A 26,467-nucleotide genomic window follows, 5' to 3' on the forward strand; every position below is an offset into this window, starting at 1 on the left:
TAAAAGAATCATTGTTTAAATTTAAACAATGATTCAAAAAAATGTTTATAAAACTACAGTTGTTAAATTTGCAAATCTCTTAAACAAGTTGGTTTTGTAAATATGACTGATATAACTGAAAGTAAGACGACTGTTGCTGTATTAACTGCTCATGCGAACCTTCTTCTACGACATGGCCATTTTCAATCACGACAATTTTGTCGGCCTCACGAATGGTACTTAGCCGATGTGCAATGACAATACAGGTTCTATTTTGGCATAAGCGTCTAAGCGCATATTGTATTTTTTGCTCGGTATAAATATCGATTGCAGAGGTGGCTTCATCTAGAATTAATATTTTGGGGTTTGCTAAATAAGCACGAACTAAGCAAACAAGTTGCCTTTGTCCATGACTAAGATTTTTACCAAGCGCCCCAACTTCGGTTAAATAGCCTTGCTGCAGTTGTTGCAATATCTCGTCTGCCCTTAAGTCTTCAATAACTTGGATAAGTTTCTGGTCTGTAGCATCAGGTTGAACTAGACGTAAGTTATCTAAAATAGATCCACTAAATAGAACGTTATCTTGTAAAACGATACTCACATGCTGTCTTAAACTTGCAAGATGAATATTTTGTATTGGATAACGATCTAGAAAAATTCCACCTTGCTGGGGTTCATAAAATCGCGTTAGTAACTGAACCATGGTACTTTTGCCATGTCCAGTTGGCCCTACAATCGCAATTATTTTTCCAGCTTCAATGTCCAAATTAAAGTTTTGTAAAACAGGTTTGTGGGTATAGGCAAAATCTACCGACTGAAAACGAATATGACCATTTAACTGTTCAAGCTTCACAGCATTCGGTTGTTCTTGAATCGTAGATTGAGTGTCTAAAAGTAGAAATATTCGCTGCGCACACGCTGCTCCATTGGCATAACGTTCAAATAAATCGGTCAGTTCCTGTAACGGCGCTAAGAATAAAAACACATAGAAAATACTTTCTGCAAACTGCCCTATACTAATCATGCCATCACTATAAGCATAACTGCCAATCACAATGAATCCGGCAGTGGCTAGAGTCGAAAGTAAACCTGTAAAAGGAGCAAACCAACTGGTCCGCTTGCTGCCATAAATAATAGAGTTATTAAAGTCTTTTAATAATTCTTGATAACGAGATTGATTGGTTTCAGTGTAATTTAACTGCTGAATGATTTTTGCTCCATTTACTGTTTCAACCAAATGAGCAGTAAATCGACTGCGTTCCTCCGCAACTCGTCCCCAATGTTTTTGTGATGACTTTTTAAAAATAGCAGTCATTCCAAATAAAATGGGTAGTGTCGCAAATAAGCACCAAAAAAATGGTGGATAGATATGCCAAAGCAGTACTGAAGCTAATCCACAACGCAAAATTGCCGAAAGTAACTCTGGTGGCCCTTGTATTAAAACAGGCTCTAGCGTTTCGACATCACGATCGGCCCGTGAAATAATCCTGCCAGCCTTGGTACGATCAAAATAACCAATATTTAAACTTTGGATATGCTGAAATAACGAACGTCTTAAACCATTAATCACTTTCAAAGCTGCTCGGCCTGAAAGATATTTTGATACGCCCGCTAAAGCAAAACGACAAATCCAACTTAAGGTTAAAATGCTAATCGCAATGAATAAAACAGGCTGATTCAATACCATTTTTCCAGCAATTTGTTGAAAGCCCGAATCTAAAATATATTTCACCACCCAAGGCCGAACAAAAACGCTCATCACTTGTAAAATTTCTCCTGCAATTAAAGCAAGCAGCAAGTAACGGATGGGATAAATTAAAGGAATAAGTTTTTTTAGCATTCCTCTATGAATTGAGGCATTTGCCAAATTTTCTTCGATTTGTAGATCAGCTGATTTTGCAAATGGGCGGAAATTTTTAACACTGGTATTCATGCATCAATCTCCTGCTGCTCTAACTGAAAACCCATCAACTCTCGATAAAATAAACAATTTTGAACCAATTCAGCATGTGTGCCTTGGGCAATAATATGCCCCTGATCAAGCACAATAACGCGATCAGATAAAGCAATCGTGGTTTGTTTATTAGAGTTAATAATGATTGTTTTCTTAAAATTATTTCCATCATCAGAAAGTACTGATAGACGCTGTAAAACTTGTTTTTCTGTAGTGGCATCTAAGGCACTGGTAGAATCATCTAATGCTAAAATTGGCGAATTTTTTAAAATAGAACGGGCCAAAGCAAGTCGTTGTTTTTGTCCTCCAGACAAGGTAACGCCTTTGTCTCCAATCAACGTGTCTAAGCCATGATCAAGTCTTTGTAATAGTTCAGATGCAGAAGCTAAATGTAAAGCCTCTTTCATCTCTTGCTCCGTTGCATCTTGCTTAGCAACTCTTAAGTTATCTGCCAGTGTGCCACTAAAAAAGAAATTTTCTTGAGGAATGATCTGAACCAAATGTCGTAATTCAAATAGGCTCAAATCTTTAATATTCGTCCATCCCATTTGCTCAGAACCAATCAAAACTTGCCCTTCTGTTGGGTCAATAAACCGATTCAGTAAATTCATCAAAGTCGTTTTACCTGAGCCTGTCTTACCGACAACAGTAACGATTTCACCTGCTCGAAATCCAACACTGCATTGCTTTAAAATAAAATTTTTTGTTGTTCTATCCTGAAAACTGACATTTTCTAATTTAATGCTTAACTCATCACGCCATTGTAATGTTAGAGGATATTGTTGATCTTCAATTGCGGACTTCTCATCTAACATTTGCCAGATTCTTGTTGCAGACGAACGCGCATCAGCAAAAATATGTAAGACCTGACCAATGCTTTCAATACGAAACACCAATAAATTTGCCATGAGAATTGCAGCAACAAATTGCCCTACTTGCAACTGATTTTGACCAATTAAATAAGCACCAAAAGCAATGACCCATAAGTAAGAACCTGCAATAATCACTTGTGGAATAGGAAGTCGTTTCGCACTTGTCTTGATGGTCTGAATAGAATGATGAATAAATAGATCTACAGCATGGTTAAAACGTTGTAAGAGTTTCTCTTCGAGTTGAAATGCTTTGACTACCCGAATTCCATTCACACTCTCTGCCAAGGTATCGCTGACTTTTTCATATGCAGATGCAACTTGATGGTCCAGAACCACCAATTGATTGGTCAGTTTAAATAGAACCCAAAGTCCTAAAAAAATAAATAATAAAGGAACCAGGCCAAGCCAAGGATGATACCAACATAAGAGCCCAACGGTTACGGTAACAACCAAGCTTGACTCAAACACTTGTCGCCAAAAATTGATGAGCGCTTCTTTTAATTTATCTGAATCACGTGTTGTACGAGATAATACTTCTCCTAAGCCATGTTTCCAGTGCCATGAAACATCTAAATGCTGTACTTGGCTAAAGATTCTTTCTCTTAAAATACTCAGTAGTTGCTGGCCAATGGTTAAAGCACTTAACCCTGCCAGATACTGAATAACGGCTCTAACGCTAGCAATACTCGCAAGTAAAATGAACCAAAACCAAGGATTTAAAGGATCAGTGATAGCATGCTGAAATAAGGTTTCTCGTTCACTATGTTTTAAGGTATCAATCGCATGTCCGATTGAATATTGTTGAAGTGCTAACCCTATATTCGCAATAACAAATAAGGTCGCCGTCAATAAGAAACGAAATGGCATAAAACGATATAAAGCCAAACTTCGTAATAATGGATAATTTTTAAACATAAAAGATAGTAAAAATTTAAGATTTCGTTTTATTGCGAGATTCATGCCAAATTAATGATCTTAAAAAATATTTTAAATTATTGTTTTATATTGTTTTTATACAGTGCTATTTATGGGGGTGTTGTTTTTAAAACACCAGCGCAATTCTTTTGTTGTAATCGCAACAAAATTTGATATATCAACATCATAAAAAAAGATATTAAAAATACTTTATAAATATCAATATATTAATTAATGGCATCAATTTTGCTTTAAAGCATGAAAACCACAAAAGGATGTCACGATGACAACACATCAAACTCAACCATTAAACACACTTTGGTATACACGCTGCCCTGTACCAACTGGTCTAGGCATTTCAATTCAAAAAGGTTGGCTCAAAGAAAAGTTTAATGAGCAACAGATTGAAATAAAATCAATTCGAGAATCAAACTCCAAAGATATTCGTAACTCTCATTTTAATCATACCCTTGCCAACTCAGTTCGACATGGCGGCAGTATCCCTGCAATCTGGGCATATTCATCTGGTCAAAAAACTAAAGTAATTGGATTATCTTGGGCGGATGAAGTTCAACTATTGTTAACGCGCTACGATTCAAACATCAAAACTGTTGCAGACTTAAAAGGCAAACGTTTTGGTATTCCACTGAATCAAGATGCAATTATTGATTTCTCGCGTGCACAGGCGATTCGTGGTTTAGAAAATTCATTAAAAACCGTAAATTTGAAGGTGAATGATCTTGAGTTGGTCGATTGTTTACGAGCAGACATTTTAGCTGCCCAACAACAACAGCCTGAAGAAAATGATTCTAGCTTTTATGGTAACCGCAACAAAATTAATGCAAGTGCAGAGATCGTGGCATTAATTAAAGGTGATGTTGATGCTATTTTCCTAAAAGGTGCACATGCTGCGCAAATTGCTCATGATTTTGCCCTGCATACCATTATTGATATTGGCTCACATCCTGACCCTATTCTACGCTCCAATAATGGAACACCAAGAACGCTGACTGTCGATGAAGATTTTCTAACACAATATCCAAAGCAAGCCCAATCAATTGTCGATGCTGTTTTACAAGCAGAACAATGGGCACATGCACATGCCGATGAAACCCATCGTTATTTGGCAAAAGAATGTAATAGTAGTGAGCAATGGGTTCATGCAGCATACGGTGCAGATGCACATCTAAAACTGAACACTAACTTTGATGAGACTTCTATTGTTGCTTTACAAGACTTGAGTGACTTTCTCTATCGCTGGAACTTTATTCCTGCACAGATTAATGTTCGTGAATGGCTGGCGCAGGATATTTCTATTCAAGCTCAAGTAGCTTAATAGTACAAAAGCAAAAAGGTTGTCTTGATGACAACCTTTTTTGTTTTTAGCATCCAAATTCAAGTAACCATAAACTATCGTAGTAGTTAGCATCAGTAATGTTAACCTCTTTAATAACAATTATTTTAACGGAGTCTTATCGAGTTTTTATCCAATTTGGAGACGTTTCCGGGTACCATATTTCTGATCGAACTCAGATTAGTTAAACCATTAATTGCCTTTGCTTGTGTCAATTCAAAATCTAAACTCACGAAAACATTTACTGGTGCAAAGGCGGCATGGATGCCGTCCGTTGGGCTGTGGCAACATGGACGTGCCATCAGCCAAACAAAGGATTTTTGTTACTTTTCATCCCTGAAAAGTAAGGCAGCACTTATACAAAAAAAACTTCTGACTAATCTTAAATTATGAGGCAGTATTAACCTCTTTACATACCAGACCTAAATTTAATTCCTATATTTAGATTATTTATTAAATTTAGTCACATTTTCCGCCTGCTTCTTTAGAAGTACGGAGTTGTATTCTCCTGGTGGAATATTATTTAAATAATAATTTCCAACATGATAGAGCCTCCAGCGAATTGGATCATGCGTGGTGTGAGTTCGAGCATTACGCCAGAAGCGATCTAGATTCCATTTCGATAAGGTTGAACTTGCCCCGAGTAATCCAAAAATTTCACTCGAAATTTTTAAAGATGCATGATCAGACTCACTACGGGTAGCAGCAACCGATAAAATCAGTTCAGTTTGTAATTCTTCATCTTCTACATTTGCCAAATGCTGTTCAAAAATCTGTGCTGAACGATCTAACAATGCCTCAGCCGAACGGACCAAAACAGCAAACTCACCAATTTGTTTAATGATATGAGGTTCATGTGTAGGTGAATCGACGCCACTTTCCACCCAAGGTCGAGCATGATGTTGTAAATAATCAATCCCGCCTTGTAATGCGCCCTTCGCAATTCCTGTGTCCATTGCAGCGTGTAGAATTTGAGGCCAAGTCAGTCCCGTACGTAGAACCGTACCTAAACCACCTGTATTTCGCTTGGCAACATAACGTTCATCAACAATCACATCTTTAAAATTAACAGTGCCACTGACGCTATTATTTTGTCCCATTGCATCCCAGTCATCGAGCAACTCTACTCCCTGTGTATTTCGATGAATTAAAATTGAAACTGGTCCATCATCACTACCAGCAAATAAAGAAATCCATTCTGCGAGTAAAGAGCCTGTAGAATAAAACTTACTACCATTTAAAATTAATTGTCCTTCTGCATTTCGTTCTACGCGTGTTTTATGATGGAACTTATCTTTGCCTCCCACTTCTGCAAGTGCATTGCCCAAACGCTTTCCACTTAATACATCGGCAAGTAATTGATCACGAATTTCATCGTCATAGCCAGTTAAAATTCCTCGGAACATAGTGAAGTGAATTTGTAATAACTGCCCTACACCACCATCGGCAGATGAAATAATTTTCACCACATTGACCAAAGTTGAAATACTGGCACCTAAGCCTCCAAACTGCTTAGGTACAATAATCGCGGTTAAACCAGCTTCTGAAATTAAACGCGCCTGATCATAAGGGACAGTCTTGTTATAACTTGGATCTCGAGCAAATTGATTCAGTTGATCTGCCACCTCTTTTGCAATCTCAAGTGCTTCTTGCTCACTTTGAATATGTCTTACGCTACCTAATTCTAAAAAACTGCGTTGGTTAATATCGTTCATTTTTAACTCCGAAAAATCTGTTCTTTTTTATGCGCTAACTTCTAATACGTTGTTTTTAAACAAGCTTGGCGCATGGGTAAGCAAAGTTTTGGTATATATATGTTGAGGATGACTCAGCACTTGATCTGTTTCACCGTATTCAACAATATGTCCATTTTTTAATACGGCGACCCGATCTGCGATTGCACGAACAACCCCTAGGTTATGGGTCACAAATAGTAAGGTCACACCTTGCTGCTGAAGATCTTGTAACAGTTTTAAAATAGATGCCTGAACTGAAACATCCAAAGCAGAGGTAATCTCATCACAAATCAAAACATCAGGTTGGCACAGCAAAGCTCGCGCGATAGCCACACGTTGTCGCTCTCCACCTGATAGATCTCTAGGATAGAGTTCTTGAACTTGTATAGGCAGAGAGACTTGTTTAAGTACCTGTGTGACTTTTTCTAAGGCTTCTTGTCGAGATGCTCCAAAGAAATGCTGCACGACCTTAATTAATGTCTGACCAATCGTATGTGCTGGATTCAAGGCTTTATAAGGGTTTTGAAAGATATATTGCAGTTTATGTCGCTGCCGTAAATGACGCTGTTGCCCACGCAATGACAAGACTTCATGGGCTAAGGTAATTTGTCCATCTGCATTTTCATTCAGGCCTGCAATAACACGTGATAAAGTTGTTTTTCCTGAACCAGATTCACCAACTAATGCTAAACATTCGCCTTTTTTGAGTTGAAATGAGATATCAAAAAGAGCCTGTTGCTGCCCATACCATGCATTAATATGTTCAACTTTTAGCAGTGCTTCTCGATCAGTTTCTCTTTCAATAACCTGATGATCAAGCTCTTTAAAATTAATCACACCAACATGATCCGAATGGTGACAAGCAACAAAATGTGGGTCAAACTCATCTTTTAATTGAGTTAATTCAGGTTGTTTTTGACGGCATATGTCTGTGGCGAAAGTACAACGTACTGCAAAAGCACATCCCGCTGGACGTTCATTTGGTGACGGCGCGTGTCCTTCAATTGGAGATAAATATTTTCGAATAGCCACATCGGGAATGGCGTTAAGTAAACCTTGCGTATAAGGGTGTTTAGGGGTTTCAAATAGTTGGGTTAATACCGCATCTTCAGCAATTCGCCCTGAATATAAAACAATCACCCGATCTGCAATGTCTTTTACAACTGTTAAATCATGCGATACATAAATAGCAGCAACATTATATTCGCGGCATAATTTACGGATGATGTTCAACACCAAGGTCTGTGTCGTTACATCTAAGGCGGTGGTTGGCTCATCTAAAACAATCAAACGTGGCTGTAGCAAAAAGGCCAATGCCAATAAAATTCGTTGTTGTTGCCCACCTGAAAGTTGATGAGGATAACGCTTTAGAAATAGCTCATCATGAGGTAATCCCACTTCGTCTAAAATTTTGGCTACTTTCTGGTATTTTTCAGCACTTGATGACTGTGCCTGATGGACTTCTAATAATTCAAATAAATGTTGACCAATACTTAATGCTGGGTTAAGTGCCGTTCCTGGATCTTGAGCGACATGACTAATTTTATGGCCACGAACCTGACGTAAAGCATGATCATCTAAACTGAGAATATCTTCATCATCCAGTTCAATAGTCCCTTGGATGATTTTGGCACCATGCCGTGCATAGCCCAATAAGGCACTTGATAATGTCGTTTTACCAGAACCACTTTCTCCGACCAGCCCTAGAACCTCACCTTCTCTCAAGCTAAATGAAATATTAGAAACGATATGATTACCGGTGTTTACCAATGCCACAGTTAAGTCTGTTACGGTCAATACTGTATTTTTAAATGTATTTGCCATGTTTATTTTTCCTCAATCCGAGCTGCTGCACGTCCAACTCCCTCTGCCAATACATTTGTTCCAAGTGCAAACAAAGCAATTAAAATGACAGGAGCAAACACGGCCCATGGTTGAACTAATAAACCAGCGCGATTTTCATTAATCATGAGTCCCCAATCTGCTGCTGGAGGTGCCACACCATAACCCAGAAAAGCCAAACCTGATAACATGCCCACCGCCCATGTCAGCATCACACCCAGATGAATGAGTAAAGGTGTCAACATGTTGGGTAAAATTTCACGAAATAAAATATAAATTTTTGAATAACCAAGAATTCGGGCGGCTTCGATATATTCCTGTTCCACTAAATTAAGTGCAACGCTTCGCGCAAGACGTACGACTCCAGGAATAAAAGCAATTGAAACCGTTAGAACAATGAGCCAAGGCTGTCTACCTAACATCGAAACGATAAGTAAGACTAAAATAAGATCGGGAAAGGCCATAAAAACATCAGTCAGCCAAGTCACGAACTGATCAATCTTATTTCGTGCAAAAGCAGCTAATATGCCTAAACTAGAACCAATCACTAATGCGACCAAACTAGCAGCCAGTGTCATCCAGATAATTGAAGCACCGCCAGCAAGTACACGTGACCAAACATCATGACCAATATAGTCATAACCTAAAAATGATTTTCCTTCAGGTGGTCCATAAGTCATGCCGACCAATGCAGTGGGCTCAAATGCAACAAATAACGGTCCAACCAGTGCGAAAATCAAAACCGGAGCTGTGACTACAAATCCAAAACGTACTTGTCTTTCACGAATTAATGTTTGAAAAAAGTTTCTTTGGTACCAATGAAGTGAGCTCATTTCCCACCTCCTTGTTGAATATTCTTTAAAGCATTGCGACGATCGACAGGTTTTACCGTAATTGGTCGGCCAGACTTCCATAAACGTAATGCCTGACGTCGCCCTGGCGAACGTGCTTTATGTCTTTTTGCAGTTCGTATTTTGGGTGTGAGTAAAGTCGTGATTAAATCTGCAATTAAATTAACAACCACCACACAAATGGTGAGCAATAAAACGATTGCTTGAATGGTCGGGATATCCCTCATTTCGATTGCTGCATTGAGCGCATTACCAATACCGGGGTAACTGAAAACCACCTCAATAATGAGCGCACCACTCAATAGAACTCGTATGGTCAATGCTGTACCCTGCACCACAGGAACCAATGCATTAGGTAAAACATGTTTCCAAATAATCCGGCGCTCAGGAATACCTCGCAGTCGCGCAGAGGTTACATATTCTGACTCTAGCGCATCAATCATAGAACCACGTACTAAACGCATCAGATATGGAATGAGTGATAAAGCTAAAGTTAAAATTGGTAAAATTAAAAATTCTAGTTGGCTATAAGGCGACTCATTAGGAATCAGCAACGATGCAGCTGGCAATATGTGTAAAACCGATGTTGAAAAAAACATCATTAACCAAATCGCAATAACAAACCCTGGCACCGCTTTAAACACAATAGAGCTAGAGACAATAATACGATCGAGTTTGCTATCGCGATGAAGCGAGAGCCACACACCTAACACGACTGAAAGCGGTACAGTAACAACAATCACGAGGCTCGTGAGTGCAACTGTATTACCAAAATAATTCTGAATAATTTGTAAAACAGGCACATTGGAATCAATCGAGCGTCCAAAATTACCTTGTAACAATTGACTCAACCAATGCCAGTATTGAAGCAATATTGGATCATTTAATCCCAATTGTTGACGAAGTATTTGTACCGTTGCTTCAGGTGCTTCTGGTCCTAAAATGACACGAGCTGGGTCAGATGGAAGTGCTTGTGTCGCAATAAAGACAATGAGACTAATAACAAATACAACCAATACCCCTGACACCAAACGTGTCAAAAACCAAGGTAACCATGCAGGAAATTCAAATGACTTGGCAATTGCTGGTTGTTGAATGGATTCTTCTATTTTGCTGGATTGAATTGTCATATCGGTTACCCTCTACGCCAGAATTCATCTGTACGCCACGCAGCAAAACCAGTGCGATCAGGCGTTACACCACCAATTTGGTTCGAATGTGCATCAAGGACATTATTAAAGCCCCAAATGAGTAAACCACCTTGCTCATGTTGAATATGCTGTGCTTCATGAACAAGAACTTTTCGTTTTTCCAAATCGGGTTGTTGTAATGCTGCATGCACTAGTTCCGTAAAGCGCTCATTCTTAAATCGAGTTTTATTATTTGCCGCACCCGGCCCATCAATTTGCAAGACTGTTAATAAGAAAGGACGTGAAACATTCGAGCCTGTATTAAATGCCCAATCTTGTTTTACAGCATCCGCAAAAGTAGCAGCTTCAACCTGTTTAACATTAACAATGACACCAGCCTGAGCAGCATGTTGAGCAAAAACTAATGCGGCATTGCTATCTGGGCCTGTATATAAATCGACTGTTAAACTGTTATTAAAACCAGCTTCTTTGAGTAGCGATTTTGCTTTATTTAAATCTTGCTTGCGCTGAGCAATACTGTGGTCATATACAGGATCGCTAAACGAATAAAGGTCATTTGCAACTCGTCCTTGCCCGGCTAAAGCCCGTTTAACTAAATCATCTCTATTGGTAATCAATCTAAAAGCTTGTCGTACCCGAGGATCATTGAACGGAGCTTTAGATGTATTCATATCAAATGATTGCCAAGCATCGGTTTCCGATGAAACTAGATTTAGCCGTTTATTAGATTGAATTAAAGCAATATGCTCCGCACTTACCCCAGAAGCAATATCAATTTGGCCAGATTGCAAAGCAGCAAGACGCCCGGTCTGATCCTTAAAATCAATAATTTCTATTGCATCAGCATAAGGTTGATTTTCTTTCCAGTAATTTTCAAAACGTACAAAACGTGAACGCTGGCCGGGTGTAAAACTTTCAAGCTTAAAGGGGCCAGCGCCGATTACATTTTTAAGTGGGTCGTAGTCTGTAGGAACAATACCACCCCAGCTCATCCATGCTTCTGGTAAAACAACCAATCCCTTTCCTTGAGAAAAAGGAATTTCAACGGTATATTCATCGCGCTTTTTAATTGCATCTCTTTGCAAAGAATAAAGATAAGCTGCAAATGGTGAGGCAAGTTTGGGGTCGGTTAATCGCCGTAAAGAGAAAATAACATCATCGGCTGTAATAGTTTTACCGTGGTGAAATTCGAGTCCTTTTTTTAGACGAATGGTCCATTTCGTTCCATCATTATTGGGTTCAGCAAATTCAGCAAGGGCAAGTTTTGGCTGAATATCTCTTCCCCATTCCCATAACTTTGCATATAAAGGCCAGCCTCTAAACGCACTGGACATACCAATAGGTTTATGTGCATCTAAATTGCCTGCTTGGTTACCATTGATCACTCCAATTTTGATAACACCACCTTTTTTCGGCGTATCATTTTGAGGTGAAGCGGCAGTAGCGCTTTCAGACGATGAAGAGTCGGGCTTAGAACATCCTATAAGGCTCATTGCAGCAAAAGCGCCAACACCTAATCCCGTCTGTTTAATGAGTTCTCTACGTGTAATTTTATTCATGCCTTCTCCCTTAAACCACGACTTCTTGATTCAAGAGGGAATCAATGGATGAATTTTTATTTAGCTTAGGTAACTCAAAACCATGATCTAGCTCTAATAATGGGAACAATAAATCTGCTACGCGATAGGCTTCTCCAATTAACGGAAACCCAGACAAGATAAAGGCTGATACACCATAGCTTTCGTATTCTTTAATCCGTTTGGCAATATTTTCAGCACTACCCACTAAGGCAGTTCCTGCGGCTGGGTTTAAAATATCGAAACCAAATAAAGATGGGCCAGTCCAAACATTAGGATAAATTTCAAAATCTTTAGCTTGAGGCAAAACACCTCGACGTAATTGTTCTAAGTTCTTTTGAATAGATGGGTTGTTGCTTTGATAACTCTCAAAACTTTCATTTGGAGGAAGCTGTCGTTTAACAGCTTCAATTGCATAATTTACATCAATCTTGTCAAGTAACGACTGAGCATATTGCCAAGCCTCTTCTTCTGTTTCCCGAACAATAATTTGTAATCGAGTACCAAATTCTAAAGTTCGGCCAATTTTTGCTGCCTCAGCCGCGACCTTGCTAAACTTTTCTCCAAGTAACGGCGGTGTATTCGCAAAACTCAAATATACATCTAATAATTCAACAGAGTGCTGAACGCCTTTGGCAGAAGTTCCTGCTCCCCACAAAGGAACACCTTGTTTTTGAGTTGGACCACGCCATTTGGACATTGGCGATCCGCCCTCTGAGCGTGGAGCAATTTGAATAAACTCGCCCTCAAATCCCGAGGTATCACCTAAGTAGTTTTGTTGAAATGCATTCCAGTATTCTTTACTAAAGTCATAACGCTTATCATGAGTATAGTGAATGCCTAAAGCTGCTAAACCCTTATCATTTCCATTAACGACATTAAATAACAAACGCCCTTTAGAAAATGCATCAAAAGTTTGCGCATATTTTGCCAAAACTGCTGGCTGAACTTCTCCGGGATGTTGGGCAACCATAAACTTTAAACGTTCAGTAAATGGAATTAAACTCGCAGCAACAGCAAGTGTTTCATACTCACTTGTACCCATGAGTGAACCGTAAAAACCAAGTCGATCTGCGCTAATCGCAATCTGTTGCAAGTGTTCATAATCAGTATCCCACCGCCCAGATTCCAACCAAGGATATGGCCCATCTGGAGAAGTGAGATACCATAAAAGTTTTACAGCCATAGTATTCTCGATCTTTATTTTTTAAATCTTTATCTAATTCAGAGGAAGCAAGCCCAGCGATTTTGCTTTTTCAGTCAATCCACTCATTTTCCATTGCTGATGTAAAACCCCTTGCCCGTATTCTCGGCTCCCACCGACTAATTCAGCCAGCAGCTGAATTTGAGCACCTTCTTCAAGCAATAAAATAAATTCAGCAGTTTCCTGTAGTCCTTGGCGTCCCCATACAGTCGCTCCGCCATTGGCTTCCAAAATGGCCCGATGTTCAATATCAACTTTGAGTTGATCTAAAATAAAATCCACTTCAGCTTGACGGCGATCAATGTAAATCGGCAACTCTTTAAACAAATGAAAGCGTTGAACAGGCACATAACGAATCGGTAAAGTGCGATGGGTTTGAGCCCAAGCGCCTAAATTCGGCGCGTGTACATGAGATATTGTGGTGACATCTGCATGCTCTTTAAAAAGCTTGTTATAGCGGCCACCTGCACTTTTTCTTCCCAAGAAAACTTCACCATCAATTGTCTCCACCAATACTTTGCTTTTTTTATCTTTAGACCACGGCCCTGCATAGTTAAAAGTGACTAAGGTATTTTCAGGTCCACGTTCAACAAAATTAACGGTTCCATTTGCAGTAATTGTTCTTGTTTCACGGAATACTTCAAAAGCAAATTCAGCTTTTTCACGGTTCAATTCGATAAAGTCATTGAGTTCACGAGATAATGGCGTTTGAATAAGTGTTGTCATGGTCAAATCCTCTTTAAAAATTTTTATTTTGGCGGCGTTTTAAAACTTCGAGTAAAGGACGATGATCAACCCATGTTTCAATATCGACATCGCACTCTAAGAAGCCATGCAACCAAAGAAAATCTTTTTGTTGTTTTAATAGCTCTAAACGGTCTTCACTTAATGACGGATGTAAAGACTTATGAAAATTATTTCGATAGGCTGTTGCAACACTTTCTGCTCCTGCAATCGTTTCATCTTCTAAAATGACCAAGACCTCATCTAAATGATCTTGTGCCCAATCTGCGGTATCAAACAACTCTTCAAGAAAATCGACGACCACATCAAAATGATCTTCTAATAGGTCTTCATGGACTGTAATTGGACGAGGTGTACCGTTATTAACACGAGAAGTCACATCTTCAAATTTATCTAAATCAATCCCAACTTTTAGGCCACGTTTAGTTGCAGCTTCAACAGCAGAAGCCCCTTTTACATACACGGCATCAACTTCACCTGTAATTAATGCATCAAGACCTGACCAATACGTACTCGCATCACGATTCTCTTTAGATCCAGCACGTTCAGGTACTTCAATAAAATTCACATCACGAAAAGTGAGATTGGCAAGTTGTAAAGCGCCACGAATACCTTGCAATGACATGGCTCTAAAAATACTGCCAGCACGTTTGTCAGCATATTCTGGTAAAGCTACTTTCGCATTTTTTAAATGCTCTGGCTGGCTAATATCTGAATCAGGTCGCACAATAATGACTTGCCACTCATCAATCCAAGTCAATCCAATGAGTCGGCTTGGCGCGCCTTCAGAGCGTGCAGCTAACGCAGGTACATTTCCACCCTCTCGGAACAGAGCTGGCAATTGATGATCAAAATGATGGACCGATAAACCTTTACGCGCATCTTGCAAGACGGCAACATCAATGCCGTGTTTTTCAAACTTTTTAACTAAAGTACCGCGTTTTAATGAAATACCTGTTGCTGTGGGTACTGGACATCGAGTGACCCAAATTTCAGACAGGATGTTTTTTACAAATTCTTTAGAATTTTCTTTTTTATCTACTACAAGTGACATACGGGTTCCTTAGGACAATTCCACTTTCATCACTTACATTGAGCAGCTTTTATGCCAATTTAATTTATTGTTAATTTTCAATTATTTAAGAAAATATAGTAGGATTGGAAATGTTTATATTTCATCATTTTTCAAGGCTAGTGTTGTTTTATCAACAATTAATTTAGACAAATATAACTTTCTATATATTTGTTATAACCACTTTTTAATTCAATGATTTTTTAAGGATGCCAGAACACTATCTTCTAGATATAAGTATCAGAAAGCTAAGGATTCAATGTGTATATATAAAAACACATCAGTTATCTCATCTCACTAATATTATGGACTGAAAGCAATTCTACATAGGCTTCATTAAAAATATCCTTATATTACTGCTCATTAAGGTAACAAGTTCAGTTAAAAAAAATTAACTCAACTTGTTACCTTATTTCTTAAATTATTGAATTTTATAAGACCAAAAAGGAACAAGTTGAGTTAAACATACGATATTTCCCACTCTGGCATTTTGTTTGCTGACTATGTATTGAGCTTTATCCACTAATACAAATTTAAGAGACTTATTTTGTTCAAAGTTAAGGATTAAAACAAATTCATACAAGTAGCTAGCATTTGTCATAGTACAAGAATTAGCTTTTGGAGCCTTAAGTGGCTTCAAAGTCCAATTTTAAAACTATTAATTTATTCTAAATAAATTTTTGCAATTATTTAACTGTATTTTAAAATTTGGTTATTTTATTAATTGAAAATTTGAAAGAGCTTTAAAGGTTTGTATTTTATATTATCAATTATTTTCATGATTATTGAAAAATTATATTATATAAATTTTATTATTAATAAAAATATCCAAGAGTAAGTTTAATCTATCGCTGAAAGATGGTGTTTTTATTAAAAGTATTTATTATCAGTAATTTAAATTTATATGGACTGCGATTCATTATTATCACAAAAGTGTGATTTTATTATCATTTCTATTAAATTAATTGTAAAGTATTAACTATTTATATAAATAAAATAATTAGTGAGATATAGGTCACATGTTATTTATTTATTTTTTATTAAAACGAATTTTTATATTGTTTTTAAATAAAAATTATTGTATCTCTTATATTAACTATTTAATAAATAGGTATATATAAAATGAAAAATAATATATTTAAACTTATGGTTTTGGCGGTGATTTCCACTTCCCCACTATTTTGTTATGCAAATAACACAATAATGATTAAAGGAAATATTGTTGAAGACACTTGTTCTACAGTAAATGTTGAAAAAGCATGTGCTCAAATCAATACTCTGAATACGACTATCGATACTCAATATTTAAATAAAGACAATGTATTCAACTTGGCAAGTCATACTGAAAAAATGGATACGAGTATTGAAACAATAACCGCGAATAAAAAAGTAGTAGTTCTAAATTATCACTAAAATGATTAGTCCAGACTCATTTCTCTAGATGAAGTGCTAACATAGAAATTAAGGTGAATCGTTTATCATTTGAACAAAATAATAAACAATTCGCCTTTTATCTTAAAAAATGATTAATTTCTCACACTTTGTTGGGCAAAGAGATAAATTATCGTATATAATTGTTTTATTGATTTTTTTTCAAATATCTATTCTTTCTAGTACTTCTCTTATGTAATTTTTTTTATACATTAATTAATACACAATTCTTTTTTTAAAACAATTGATTAGATCGATAAAACTATGCTTAAGTTTAGCTCAAAACAGCAGATTATTTCTTATTATTTAAAAATAGTGTGATGAGGTTTGCATTTTGTTGAAAAAATGTTAGTATCGCCGCATTACTTTTCAAGATGCCAACCTCTGGAAAAGTAAGAGATTAAACTTTTATCCAGACTTTTTGAGAAAACACTATGAAAAAACTTGCTTTGATCGCTGCTCTTTCAGTTGTAGGGATTGCGAACGCTCAAGCGGCTGATGGTACAATTACAATTAATGGTTTAGTAACAGACAAAACTTGTGACATCGTTACACCTGCTGGTAAAGACTTCACAGTTACTCTTCCAACTGTTTCTAAACAAACTTTAGCTGCTGCTGGAAATGTTGCTGGTCGTACTCCTTTCCAAATCAAGTTAGCTAACTGTTCAGAAGGTAAAGTTGCAACTTATTTCGAACCAGGTGCAACTGTTGACTTTAATACTGGTCGTTTACTTAACCAAGACGCTACTGGTGCTAAAAACGTTAATGTTCAACTTTTAGGTAACAATAACCAAGTAATTCCAGTTCTTGCTGCGGGTGCAAATGGTGCTCAAGCGAACTCTCAATGGGTTGACGTTGCTGCAGCTGGTAGTGCAGATCTTAACTACTACGCTGAATACTATGCAACTGGCGCTTCTACTGCTGGTAAAGTGAACACTTCTGTTCAATACACAATTATCTATCAATAATTGATAGACAATAGGGTTTCTATATTTTTATAGAAGCCCTATTTTGTGTACGCTTTCCCGAACTTCCTTGGCTGAGAATCCAGAAATGAAATTGAACAGTTATAATTTTTTGTTAGGTTTGGCATTTGCTTCAGCGCTAGCCGCACCTGCCTCTCATGCAGAAATTGTAATTCATGGCACTCGTGTAATTTATCCATCAGATGCTCGTGAAGTGACGCTACAAGTTAGCAATAACGGTTCAAAACCAGCTCTTGTTCAAGCTTGGATTGATGAAGGCGACCCAAAAAGTACTCCGGATCAATCAAAAGTTCCTTTTATGATTGCTCCTCCAATTTCTCGTGTTGAAGCAACCAAAAGTCAGACTTTTCGTATTACTGCCCTACCTACTGCTTCTCAGTTAAATCAGAAGCAAGAAACAGTTTTATGGTTGAACGTTTTGGATATTCCACCAAGACCAACTTCCAAGGGTGCAGATACGACACCTGATAATTTTCTGCAATTAGCTATTCGCTCACGTATTAAATTCTTCTATCGTCCAGCTTCGATTAAAGATGACGCGAACTTAGCAGCAGATAAGCTTCAATGGGTTAAATCTGGTCAAAACTTAACGGTAAAAAATCCAACACCTTTTCATATCACAATGACTTCTATTTTTCAGAAAGTTGGTGATAAAAAAGTTGATTTATTACCTGAAGGGCTAATGGTTAAGCCTTTTTCTGATGCATCCGTTCAGCTTAAGAATGGCAATGTTCAGGATATGAGTTTTATTAATGTGAATGACTACGGTGGTCGAGTCGAACACACGATAAAACTTCAATAATCAGATTTATATTTTTAATAAATTTTAAGCACCTATTATGTGAGTAGGCGGACTTAGCTATGCCAAAAAAACGGCAAGAATCTTATAAATTATTAAAACGCCATATTTGTTATTACTTGGCTTCTGGCGTTGTTACAATGACAATGCCTGTATTCGTGCACGCTGAAGAAACAGCTGCGAGTGCTCCTGTCGAAGCTGAGTTTGATTCTGCTTTCTTAATTGGCGATGCCAAAAAAGTTGATATTTCTCGTTTTAAATACGGTAATCCTGTTTTACCAGGCGAATATAACGTTGACGTATATGTAAATGGTCAATGGTTTGGTAAACGTCGCATGGTGTTTAAAGCAGTAGATCCAACACAAAATGCTGTAACTTGCTTTACAGGAATGAATCTTCTTGAATACGGCGTAAAGCAAGAGGTTTTATCTAAGCATGCTCCGCTTCAAAAAGAAAATAATACGTGTTACAAAATCGAAGAATGGGTAGAAAACGCATTTTATGAGTTTGATAACTCTCGCTTACGTGTAGATATTTCAATTCCACAAGTCGCATTACAAAAAAATGCTCAAGGTTATGTTGACCCAAGTGTATGGGATCGTGGCATTAATGCAGGCTTTTTATCTTATAATGGTAGTGCTTATAAAACGTTTACTAATTCTAACGATAGAAGTGAAACGTCAAATGCATTTATGGGGATTACAGCCGGATTAAATTTAGCCGGCTGGCAATTACGTCATAATGGTCAGTGGCAATGGCAAGACACTCCTGCTGAAAATCAGTCTAAATCAAGTTACGAAGAAACCAGTACTTATTTACAGCGAGCATTCCCTAAATATCGCGGCGTTTTAACACTTGGTGATAGCTTTACCAACGGCGAAGTATTTGACTCTTATGGTTATCGTGGTATCGATTTTTCAAGTGATGACCGAATGCTACCGAACAGTATGTTGGGGTATGCTCCACGTATTCGTGGTAATGCGAAAACCAACGCCAAAGTTGAAGTTCGCCAACAAGGTCAACTGATTTATCAAACAACAGTAGCACCGGGTAACTTTGAAATTAACGACTTATACCCTACTGGTTTTGGTGGGGAGATTGAAGTTACTGTTATTGAAGCAAATGGTGAAATACAAAAATTTGCTGTACCTTATGCATCTGTTGTACAGATGTTACGTCCTGGCGTGAACCGTTATTCATTAACAGTCGGTCAATTCCGTGATCGAGATATTGATCTTAATCCTTGGGTAGTTCAAGGTAAATATCAACAAGGTATTAACAACTACTTAACGGGTTATACTGGAATTCAAGCTTCTGAAAATTATACAGCCTTATTGTTAGGTGCTGCTTTTGCAACCCCTATTGGTGCTGTTGCATTTGACGTTACCCACTCTGAAGCGGACTTTGAAAAACAAGCTTCACAATCAGGTCAAAGTTTCCGTTTAAGTTATAGCAAGTTAATTTCTCCAACGAATACAAACTTAACACTTGCAGCTTATCGCTACTCAACAGAAAACTTCTATAAATTACGTGATGCCCTGCTTATTCGTGATTTAGAAGACAAAGGTATCAATACTTACGCTGCTGGTCGCCAACGTAGTGAATTCCAAATTACCTTAAACCAAGGTCTTCCTGAAGGTTGGGGTAACTTCTACATGGTAGGTTCATGGGTCGATTATTGGAACCGTAGTGAAACCACTAAACAATATCAAGTTGGTTATAGCAATAATTACCATGGTTTAACCTATGGTTTATCTGCGATTAACCGTCAAGTTGAATATGGTTCAAACACTCAATCACGTGATACTCAGTACTTGATGACACTATCTTTCCCAATGAACTTTAAAAAGAATTCAGTCAATGTCAACATTACTGCGTCTGAAGATAGTCGTACAGTGGGTGCAAGTGGTATGGTGGGTGATCGCTTTAGTTATGGTGCTTCTATGTCGCATCAAGACTATACAAATCCATCATTTAACGTAAATGGTCGTTATCGTACCAACTATACAACTGTTGGTGGTTCTTATAGCGTAGCTGATTCTTACCAACAAGCAATGGTTAGTTTAACTGGTAGTGTTGTTGCCCACTCAGAAGGTGTTTTGTTTGGCCCTGAACAAGGACAAACGATGGTACTTGTTCACGCACCTGAAGCAGCAGGAGCAAAAGTAAGTAATACAGTGGGTCTAAGTATTAACAAAGCGGGTTATGCAGTAGTCCCATATGTTACTCCTTACCGTCTTAATGACATTACGCTTGATCCTCAAGAAATGTCTAGCAAAGTAGAACTTGAAGAAACGAGTCAACGAATTGCACCGTTTGCTGGTGCAATTGCTAAAGTGGACTTTGCAACCAAAACTGGTTATGCAGTTTATATTAATAGTAAAACTGTAGATGGCAACAGCTTACCGTTTGCAGCCCAAGTCTTTAACCAAAAAGACGAAGCTGTAGGTATTGTTGCACAAGGTAGTATGATTTACTTACGTACCCCACAAGCTCAAGATCGTCTCTATGTAAAATGGGGTGATGAAAGCAATGAGCGTTGTTCGGTTGAGTACAATGTGAGTAACCAGTTGCAAAATAAGCAACAAAGCGTAGTAATGACTGAGGCTGTCTGCAAATGAAAAAATTACTTTTAAATAGTGGTGCTTTAGTAGTATTAGGTTTTTGTATTAATACTGGTGCTCAAGCATCATGTACGACTAGTAGCGGTTTCAGAACAATTGATGTTCCAATGCAGGTTGGACGAGTTGTGGTTCGACCAAGTGACCCTGTAGGTAAAGTTTTAGTTAAATCACTTTTTGAGATTAGACCAGATCCTTATACAATGTATACCTGTAATTCTTCGGATATGATGGTTGCTCAGTTATTACAAAATTACCCAATTAGCATACTTGGGGATAGCATCTACTCAACAAATATCCCAGGAATTGGTATTCGTCTTTATCGTGAGGCATTTAATGCCGAAAATTTTTCTGGTTACTATCCTTATACTCGTCGTGTCCCAAGTACTCGTATTACTCTTGCTGAAGGTTATTTTGTTGTAGAAATTGTGAAAACAGCTGAAAACACTGGATCTGGAACTTTAGTCCCTGGTGTTTATAGTACTTATTATGCCGGAAATCGAAGTGATCGCCCTTTTTTAACCAGTACTGTACATGGCAATGCAATTACAATCGCTTCTTCTTCTTGCGAATGGCGCGGTGCTATTAATAAACAGGTACAGTTGCCAACTGTTACAAAAGCAGGATTTAAAGGTGTTGGTTCAACCCAAGGCGACCAGTCATTCGATCTAAATATTTTATGTAATGGTGGTATCAACCCTACTGGCTATGAAGAGAAAAACCTCATTAGCTTGAGTTTTGATTATCAACAGGATGGCACTAATACCCAAGTTTTAAAAAATCTTGAACCAAATGCAACTAAAGCAAATGGTGTTGGGGTTCAACTTTTATGGAATTATCAAAATAAGAATCAGGTTATTGGTACAGGCGATAAACTAGAGTTGGGAACAGTGAAATCAAATCAAACTGTTGAATATAACGTGCCATTGACTGCTCGTTACTATCAAACAGCAACAAATGTGACTGCTGGTAAAGTACGTGCAATGGCTACTGTAACGATTCAATATGATTAATCATATTGAATCGTTATTAAGCTGAATAAAATTTAAAAACATAAATATTAATAATAAATTTTACTTTAACACTACTTTCTAAAAATTTAACACTTAACTCGATAGGAATATTTTATGAAAAAAATAGGCATAGTTGCTGTTGGTGCAATTACATTATGCTGGGCAATATATGAAGTATCTTCTGATAATACCAATACAACATCGCGTAATGAATCCGATCAAAAAGTCGCATCTAAAAGCATTTCATCACCTACAAAGAATGAAAAATTAGCACCTCAAATGCTTTTGACTCAAACTACCTCCCTTAATTCTTCTGCTCCAGTCTGCAAATATAATTTTGATGCGACTCTAGAAGATTATGATCTATTTAATACTCAGTATCCTGATCGACCACCTACGATGAAATTTCCTCGAATTAATGGGCAAAATTTCGGTTTCAAAATAGACCCAATCACTGAAGATTATTACGGTTATTTTGTATACACAGCAAAAAGCAAATCAAAAATGAATTCAATAAGCTATGAAGGTGATTTTTTATTACCTCATAAAGATATTGTTGCTTTTGAAATGCAGCTTAAGATACCTACAATTTCTTCAGGAAGCTCCTATTATTCATCTGATATCAGTTTTACGGGTGTCACAGATAATAATTATATAATTAATTCATTTTATAATTTTATTGTTGGCGCATATGATCCTGACTTTGGTGAAAACCCTCCTAGTTTATATTACAGCTTAAGTTCCCAAGTTAATGAGGATACTTTAATAGATAGATATCATAAAAATAGAAACATGACAGTTAATACAAATGCATATCAACGCTTAGGTATTTACATCAACCAGAATACTAGGCAGGTCGGATTCATTTTAAATGGCCTTGATGAAGGATACAAATTTAAACTACCTGGTGCACTACAGAAAGTGGCGTTTACAGTTGATGGAGTTGTAGATATTCATTCTACAAATTTATTTGGCCAAGAGTTGTCGAGTGAACTCATTACTGACCGTAATGCGCTACAGTTTAGCTATCCTCAAGGCACAACTGACATGTGTGGTAATGCCCTCTAAGATATAAAACTATAATAAGTCATAAAAAAGGGCTGAATCACAGCCCTTTTTCTTTTTTTAAAAATGAATGACAGTACGAATTGATTTACCTTCATGCATTAAAACAAAAGCTTCGTTAATGTCTTGTAGAGGCATAGTATGAGTCACAAAAGGTTCAAGTTGAATTTCACCTTTCATCGCATCTTCGACCATTTTAGGAAGTTGTGTACGGCCTTTCACACCACCAAAAGCAGTACCTAACCATTTACGGCCTGTCACTAACTGAAATGGGCGTGTCGAAATTTCTTGACCTGCACCCGCTACACCAATAATAACGGATTGTCCCCAACCACGATGTGCGCACTCTAGAGCCGAGCGCATAACGTTTACGTTACCAATACATTCAAATGAATGATCTACACCCCAGCCTGTCATTTCTACAATCACTTGCTGAATAGGTTGATCATAATCTTTAGGGTTTAAGAAATCTGTAGCACCAAACTGTTTAGCAAGTTCAAATTTATCTGGGTTTGTGTCAATTACAATAATCCGTCCTGCTTTTGCCTGACGTGCACCTTGTACAACAGCTAGGCCAATACCACCTAAGCCAAATACCGCAACCGAGTCACCTTCTTGTACTTTTGCTGTGTTATGCACGGCGCCAATACCAGTCGTCACGCCGCATCCAAGTAAACAAACTTGCTCGTGATTCGCCTCAGGATTGATCTTAGCTAAAGATACTTCAGCAACTACCGTATATTCACTAAAAGTTGAACAACCCATATAGTGGTAAATCGGCTCACCATTATATGAAAAACGTGTAGTTCCATCTGGCATTACACCTTTACCTTGTGTAGCACGTACGGCAACACATAGGTTTGTTTTTCCAGATTTACAGAATAAGCATTCTTTACATTCTGCTGTATAAAGCGGAATAACATGATCACCCGGCTGAACGCTTGTTACGCCCTCACCAACTTCAACCACGACACCTGCGCCTTCATGGCCTAAAATCGCAGGGAAAACACCCTCAGGATCATCACCAGATAGTGTAAAAGCATCGGTATGACATACCCCAGTATGGGTAATTTTTATGAGAACTTCACCTGCTTGAGGTGGTGCAACATCAACTTCAACAATTTCTAAAGGTTTTCCTGGGGCAAAGGCGACAGCTGCACGAGATTTCATCTTTGGGTTTCCTTTAAATCATTCGGTATTTATAGTCGAGCAAAATAGATTATATATTGGTAATACAAGAGCTTAATTTTGCTTAAATTAAATTGGCTTTCATGACAATCCATCACAGCATAGCCAGTCAAGTACGTCTAGGCAAGCATGTTTTTCAAAATCAAGAAGCCTCTTATGTTAAGAGGCTTCTGATTAAATTGTTTATATATTAAACAGCTTATCTTTACTTATAGGTAAATATCTGGTGGATATGGTGTGTTATCACTAATAGGTGTATATAGCGTATTTTCAACAAAAAAGCCATTTGGAGCTTGAGTAGTATCAATCGTAATCGAGTCAAACATCACTTGTGGATATGCCCAGATAAACTGCTTCATCAGACCAAGCGATAAGTTGTTTTGCATATCTCCAAAAATCCGTTGCCAGATCGGTGTACGATATGGTTTGTTTTTATCGAACCCGTAGATATAAGCAATAGATGCATCTGGTACAAATCCTGATAAATAAGCCACTTTATTTACAGGGTAGCCTAAATCTTGAGTTGGTATTTGTGAAACAGCCTGATGAGCTAAATCTAGTTTCGCTTCTAAAAGCCAATCATAGGCCTCCGTCATGATGTAATCAAAATTTGGATAAGAATAGTGCTCGCTTGGATAATTGATATAAGTTGCTAAGGTTTGTATTGGAGAACGAATAGATGGGAAAAAGATTAATGGGCACACTTGAGCATTTGAATATTTTGCTTTAATCGCTGTTCGAATATCTTGGCATGTTTGTCCTAATTTATTTCGTAACCATGACTTAAACTCATCGTATGGCGTTCCAGTCTTATTCATTGCATCATAAATTGTTCCCAAGTCCGGCGCATATAAACCTGTATCTGCATTAAAAGCTAACTTAGTTGGATAGTCATAGACACATGGTAAGTTCGTATCCGTGTTGTACCACCACCAAGGCTCACCAATTTGCATGTTGACATCACACCCGCCCGTCACCAAGGTATCTGCAAACTCAATAAAAACTTTATGTAAGTATGCCAAAGCATTTTGATCACATAAACTAAAGAAATAACTTGGTGGCTGGTAGGCCGTTTTACCCAAATTACTATTCCAGTCGCGCTGTGCCCAAAACTCATTTGCTCCTAACGAGTACATTTCAAAACTTACCCCAAAAACAGGTTGCATATTTGCATTATGCAGAGCTTGAGCATATTTCTCATGCCATTTACGGGTACAAGGGTTAACGACATCTTGACCTGTAACGAGTGTGTCTGGAATCTGGAATCTATTAATATCACTTCTCCAGATCATTTCAGGATAATGTGACATACCACAGTAATGGTTAATAAAACCGTGATATCCCAAAGCAGCCATGTTATCTACTATTCGCTGTGGATTCAGATCGTAATGGTCGTCATAGCTAGTACATAAGCCATAATTATGCTGAGGTACGATCACTCGGCTTAGATTTAACTGTGCATTTGTACCAGTAACGACTGAATTGGTAATACGAATATAACCATCTTCTGACTGACTCAAGGGCAATGATGAGTGGGCGTTATAGCTACTTGTAAACGCTGAAAATGAAATTCTCTGAATATTGGTAACTGGAAAGCTATCTGTAGCCGAGAAACCTGCTTTGACTGTATCCCAATTAATATGAATATGAGCAGATCTTGAAGATGGATTATCCGCGTAGTTGAACAAAACAATATACGCGATTTTATCTACCCCATTGTCGTTATAGTAAACAGTTAGAGTTGGCGTTAATGACTCATTATTTAAAACAGGCATAGAGGATGACAGTTCAATGTTAAAGTCCCATATCACGCCTGAATAGCTATACTTAGTTTCATAAGCTAAAAGTTTATGATCTTTAGTGTCATACGAGTTCCAACTAATACCTGCTAAGTCTGTGGTCATACGTGAGCGGAAAGTTGCCTCAAAACCATTGCCATAATTGGTAATAGCAAAAGACATACTTTGTGGGCCATCTATTGTCCAATAGCTTGGACTGAACCTGTCAATAAGTATATTTTGAGTAATGGGTTGAGGAGAAACCGTAGAATTATTTTGTACATTTTGTGAGTTATTTATCATGTCATAATGCTCTTAATGGCTTTAAGAAGTCT

The 26,467-nt window shown here is 37.7% G+C and carries 19 protein-coding genes; 7 read left to right on the forward strand and 12 right to left on the reverse strand.

Features of this window, described 5'->3' with window-relative positions:
- Nucleotides 1–79: 79 nt before the first annotated feature.
- Nucleotides 80–1,912, reverse strand: a complete 1,833-nt coding sequence (locus F985_RS12970) for an ABC transporter ATP-binding protein (RefSeq protein ID WP_004701605.1) — start codon at nt 1,910–1,912, stop codon at nt 80–82.
- Nucleotides 1,909–3,720 (reverse strand): ABC transporter ATP-binding protein, encoded by a 1,812-nt coding sequence (locus F985_RS12975; RefSeq protein ID WP_025469132.1) that lies wholly within the window; start codon nt 3,718–3,720, stop codon nt 1,909–1,911. The genes F985_RS12970 and F985_RS12975 overlap by 4 nt, the downstream gene beginning before the upstream one ends.
- 283 nt (nt 3,721–4,003) lie before the next feature.
- On the opposite strand from F985_RS12975, the gene F985_RS12980 reads away from it, so the two are divergent.
- Complete coding sequence (locus F985_RS12980; protein ID WP_004701609.1) at nt 4,004–5,056, forward strand: ABC transporter substrate-binding protein; 1,053 nt, start codon at nt 4,004–4,006, stop codon at nt 5,054–5,056.
- Between the two features lie 464 nt (nt 5,057–5,520).
- Here the strand turns inward: F985_RS12980 and F985_RS12985 are convergent, their stop codons facing one another.
- Genes F985_RS12985 through F985_RS13020 form a run of 8 tightly spaced genes read right to left on the reverse strand, consistent with a single transcriptional unit; the run spans nt 5,521 to nt 15,233 of the window.
- The gene (locus tag F985_RS12985; RefSeq protein WP_004701611.1) at nt 5,521–6,789 is read right to left on the reverse strand and encodes an acyl-CoA dehydrogenase family protein; all 1,269 of its coding nucleotides are present in this window, start codon (nt 6,787–6,789) and stop codon (nt 5,521–5,523) included.
- A 27-nt stretch (nt 6,790–6,816) separates the two neighbouring features.
- Entirely contained in the window at nt 6,817–8,634 is a 1,818-nt protein-coding gene (locus tag F985_RS12990) for a dipeptide ABC transporter ATP-binding protein (protein WP_004701612.1), read from the reverse strand.
- A gap of 2 nt (nt 8,635–8,636) precedes the next feature.
- Nucleotides 8,637–9,485, reverse strand: coding sequence for an ABC transporter permease (locus tag F985_RS12995; protein ID WP_004701615.1), 849 nt, complete (start codon nt 9,483–9,485; stop codon nt 8,637–8,639).
- Entirely contained in the window at nt 9,482–10,633 is a 1,152-nt protein-coding gene (locus F985_RS13000) for an ABC transporter permease (protein ID WP_004701618.1), read from the reverse strand. Before F985_RS13000 ends, F985_RS12995 begins: the two co-directional genes overlap by 4 nt.
- Nucleotides 10,634–10,638: 5 nt before the next feature.
- On the reverse strand, nt 10,639–12,213 hold the full coding sequence (locus F985_RS13005) for an ABC transporter substrate-binding protein (protein ID WP_004701620.1): 1,575 nt from the start codon (nt 12,211–12,213) through the stop codon (nt 10,639–10,641).
- 10 nt (nt 12,214–12,223) lie between these two features.
- Nucleotides 12,224–13,417 (reverse strand): LLM class flavin-dependent oxidoreductase, encoded by a 1,194-nt coding sequence (locus F985_RS13010; protein ID WP_004701622.1) that lies wholly within the window; start codon nt 13,415–13,417, stop codon nt 12,224–12,226.
- 33 nt (nt 13,418–13,450) lie between these two features.
- Nucleotides 13,451–14,161 (reverse strand): class II aldolase/adducin family protein, encoded by a 711-nt coding sequence (locus F985_RS13015; RefSeq protein ID WP_004701623.1) that lies wholly within the window; start codon nt 14,159–14,161, stop codon nt 13,451–13,453.
- A gap of 13 nt (nt 14,162–14,174) precedes the next feature.
- Nucleotides 14,175–15,233 carry an ABC transporter substrate-binding protein gene (locus tag F985_RS13020; protein ID WP_004701625.1) on the reverse strand — a complete coding sequence of 353 codons (1,059 nt, stop codon included), beginning with the start codon at nt 15,231–15,233 and terminating at the stop codon, nt 14,175–14,177.
- Between the two features lie 1,140 nt (nt 15,234–16,373).
- On the opposite strand from F985_RS13020, the gene F985_RS13025 reads away from it, so the two are divergent.
- From F985_RS13025 to F985_RS13050, 6 genes are all read left to right on the forward strand, one after another.
- A complete protein-coding gene (locus F985_RS13025; RefSeq protein WP_004701626.1) occupies nt 16,374–16,664 on the forward strand; it encodes a hypothetical protein in 291 nt (96 codons plus the stop codon).
- Nucleotides 16,665–17,116: 452 nt separating this feature from the next.
- Nucleotides 17,117–17,650, forward strand: a complete 534-nt coding sequence (locus F985_RS13030) for a fimbrial protein (RefSeq protein ID WP_004701628.1) — start codon at nt 17,117–17,119, stop codon at nt 17,648–17,650.
- 85 nt (nt 17,651–17,735) lie between these two features.
- A complete protein-coding gene (locus F985_RS13035) occupies nt 17,736–18,470 on the forward strand; it encodes a fimbrial biogenesis chaperone (protein WP_004701631.1) in 735 nt (244 codons plus the stop codon).
- A 59-nt stretch (nt 18,471–18,529) separates the two neighbouring features.
- Nucleotides 18,530–21,088, forward strand: a complete 2,559-nt coding sequence (locus tag F985_RS13040; protein ID WP_004701634.1) for a fimbria/pilus outer membrane usher protein — start codon at nt 18,530–18,532, stop codon at nt 21,086–21,088.
- Complete coding sequence (locus F985_RS13045; RefSeq protein WP_004701636.1) at nt 21,085–22,101, forward strand: fimbrial protein; 1,017 nt, start codon at nt 21,085–21,087, stop codon at nt 22,099–22,101. The genes F985_RS13040 and F985_RS13045 overlap by 4 nt, the downstream gene beginning before the upstream one ends.
- Nucleotides 22,102–22,215: 114 nt before the next feature.
- Nucleotides 22,216–23,169, forward strand: a complete 954-nt coding sequence (locus F985_RS13050) for a DUF4882 family protein (RefSeq protein WP_004701638.1) — start codon at nt 22,216–22,218, stop codon at nt 23,167–23,169.
- A gap of 57 nt (nt 23,170–23,226) precedes the next feature.
- On the opposite strand, the gene F985_RS13055 is transcribed toward F985_RS13050, so the two are convergent.
- The gene (locus tag F985_RS13055) at nt 23,227–24,336 is read right to left on the reverse strand and encodes an S-(hydroxymethyl)glutathione dehydrogenase/class III alcohol dehydrogenase (protein ID WP_004701639.1); all 1,110 of its coding nucleotides are present in this window, start codon (nt 24,334–24,336) and stop codon (nt 23,227–23,229) included.
- A gap of 227 nt (nt 24,337–24,563) precedes the next feature.
- Nucleotides 24,564–26,435 (reverse strand): non-contractile tail sheath protein, encoded by a 1,872-nt coding sequence (locus F985_RS13060; protein WP_004701642.1) that lies wholly within the window; start codon nt 26,433–26,435, stop codon nt 24,564–24,566.
- Nucleotides 26,436–26,467 lie beyond the last annotated feature (32 nt).

It is taken from the genome of Acinetobacter seifertii (assembly GCF_000368065.1).
Classification (GTDB): Bacteria; Pseudomonadota; Gammaproteobacteria; order Pseudomonadales; family Moraxellaceae; genus Acinetobacter; species Acinetobacter seifertii.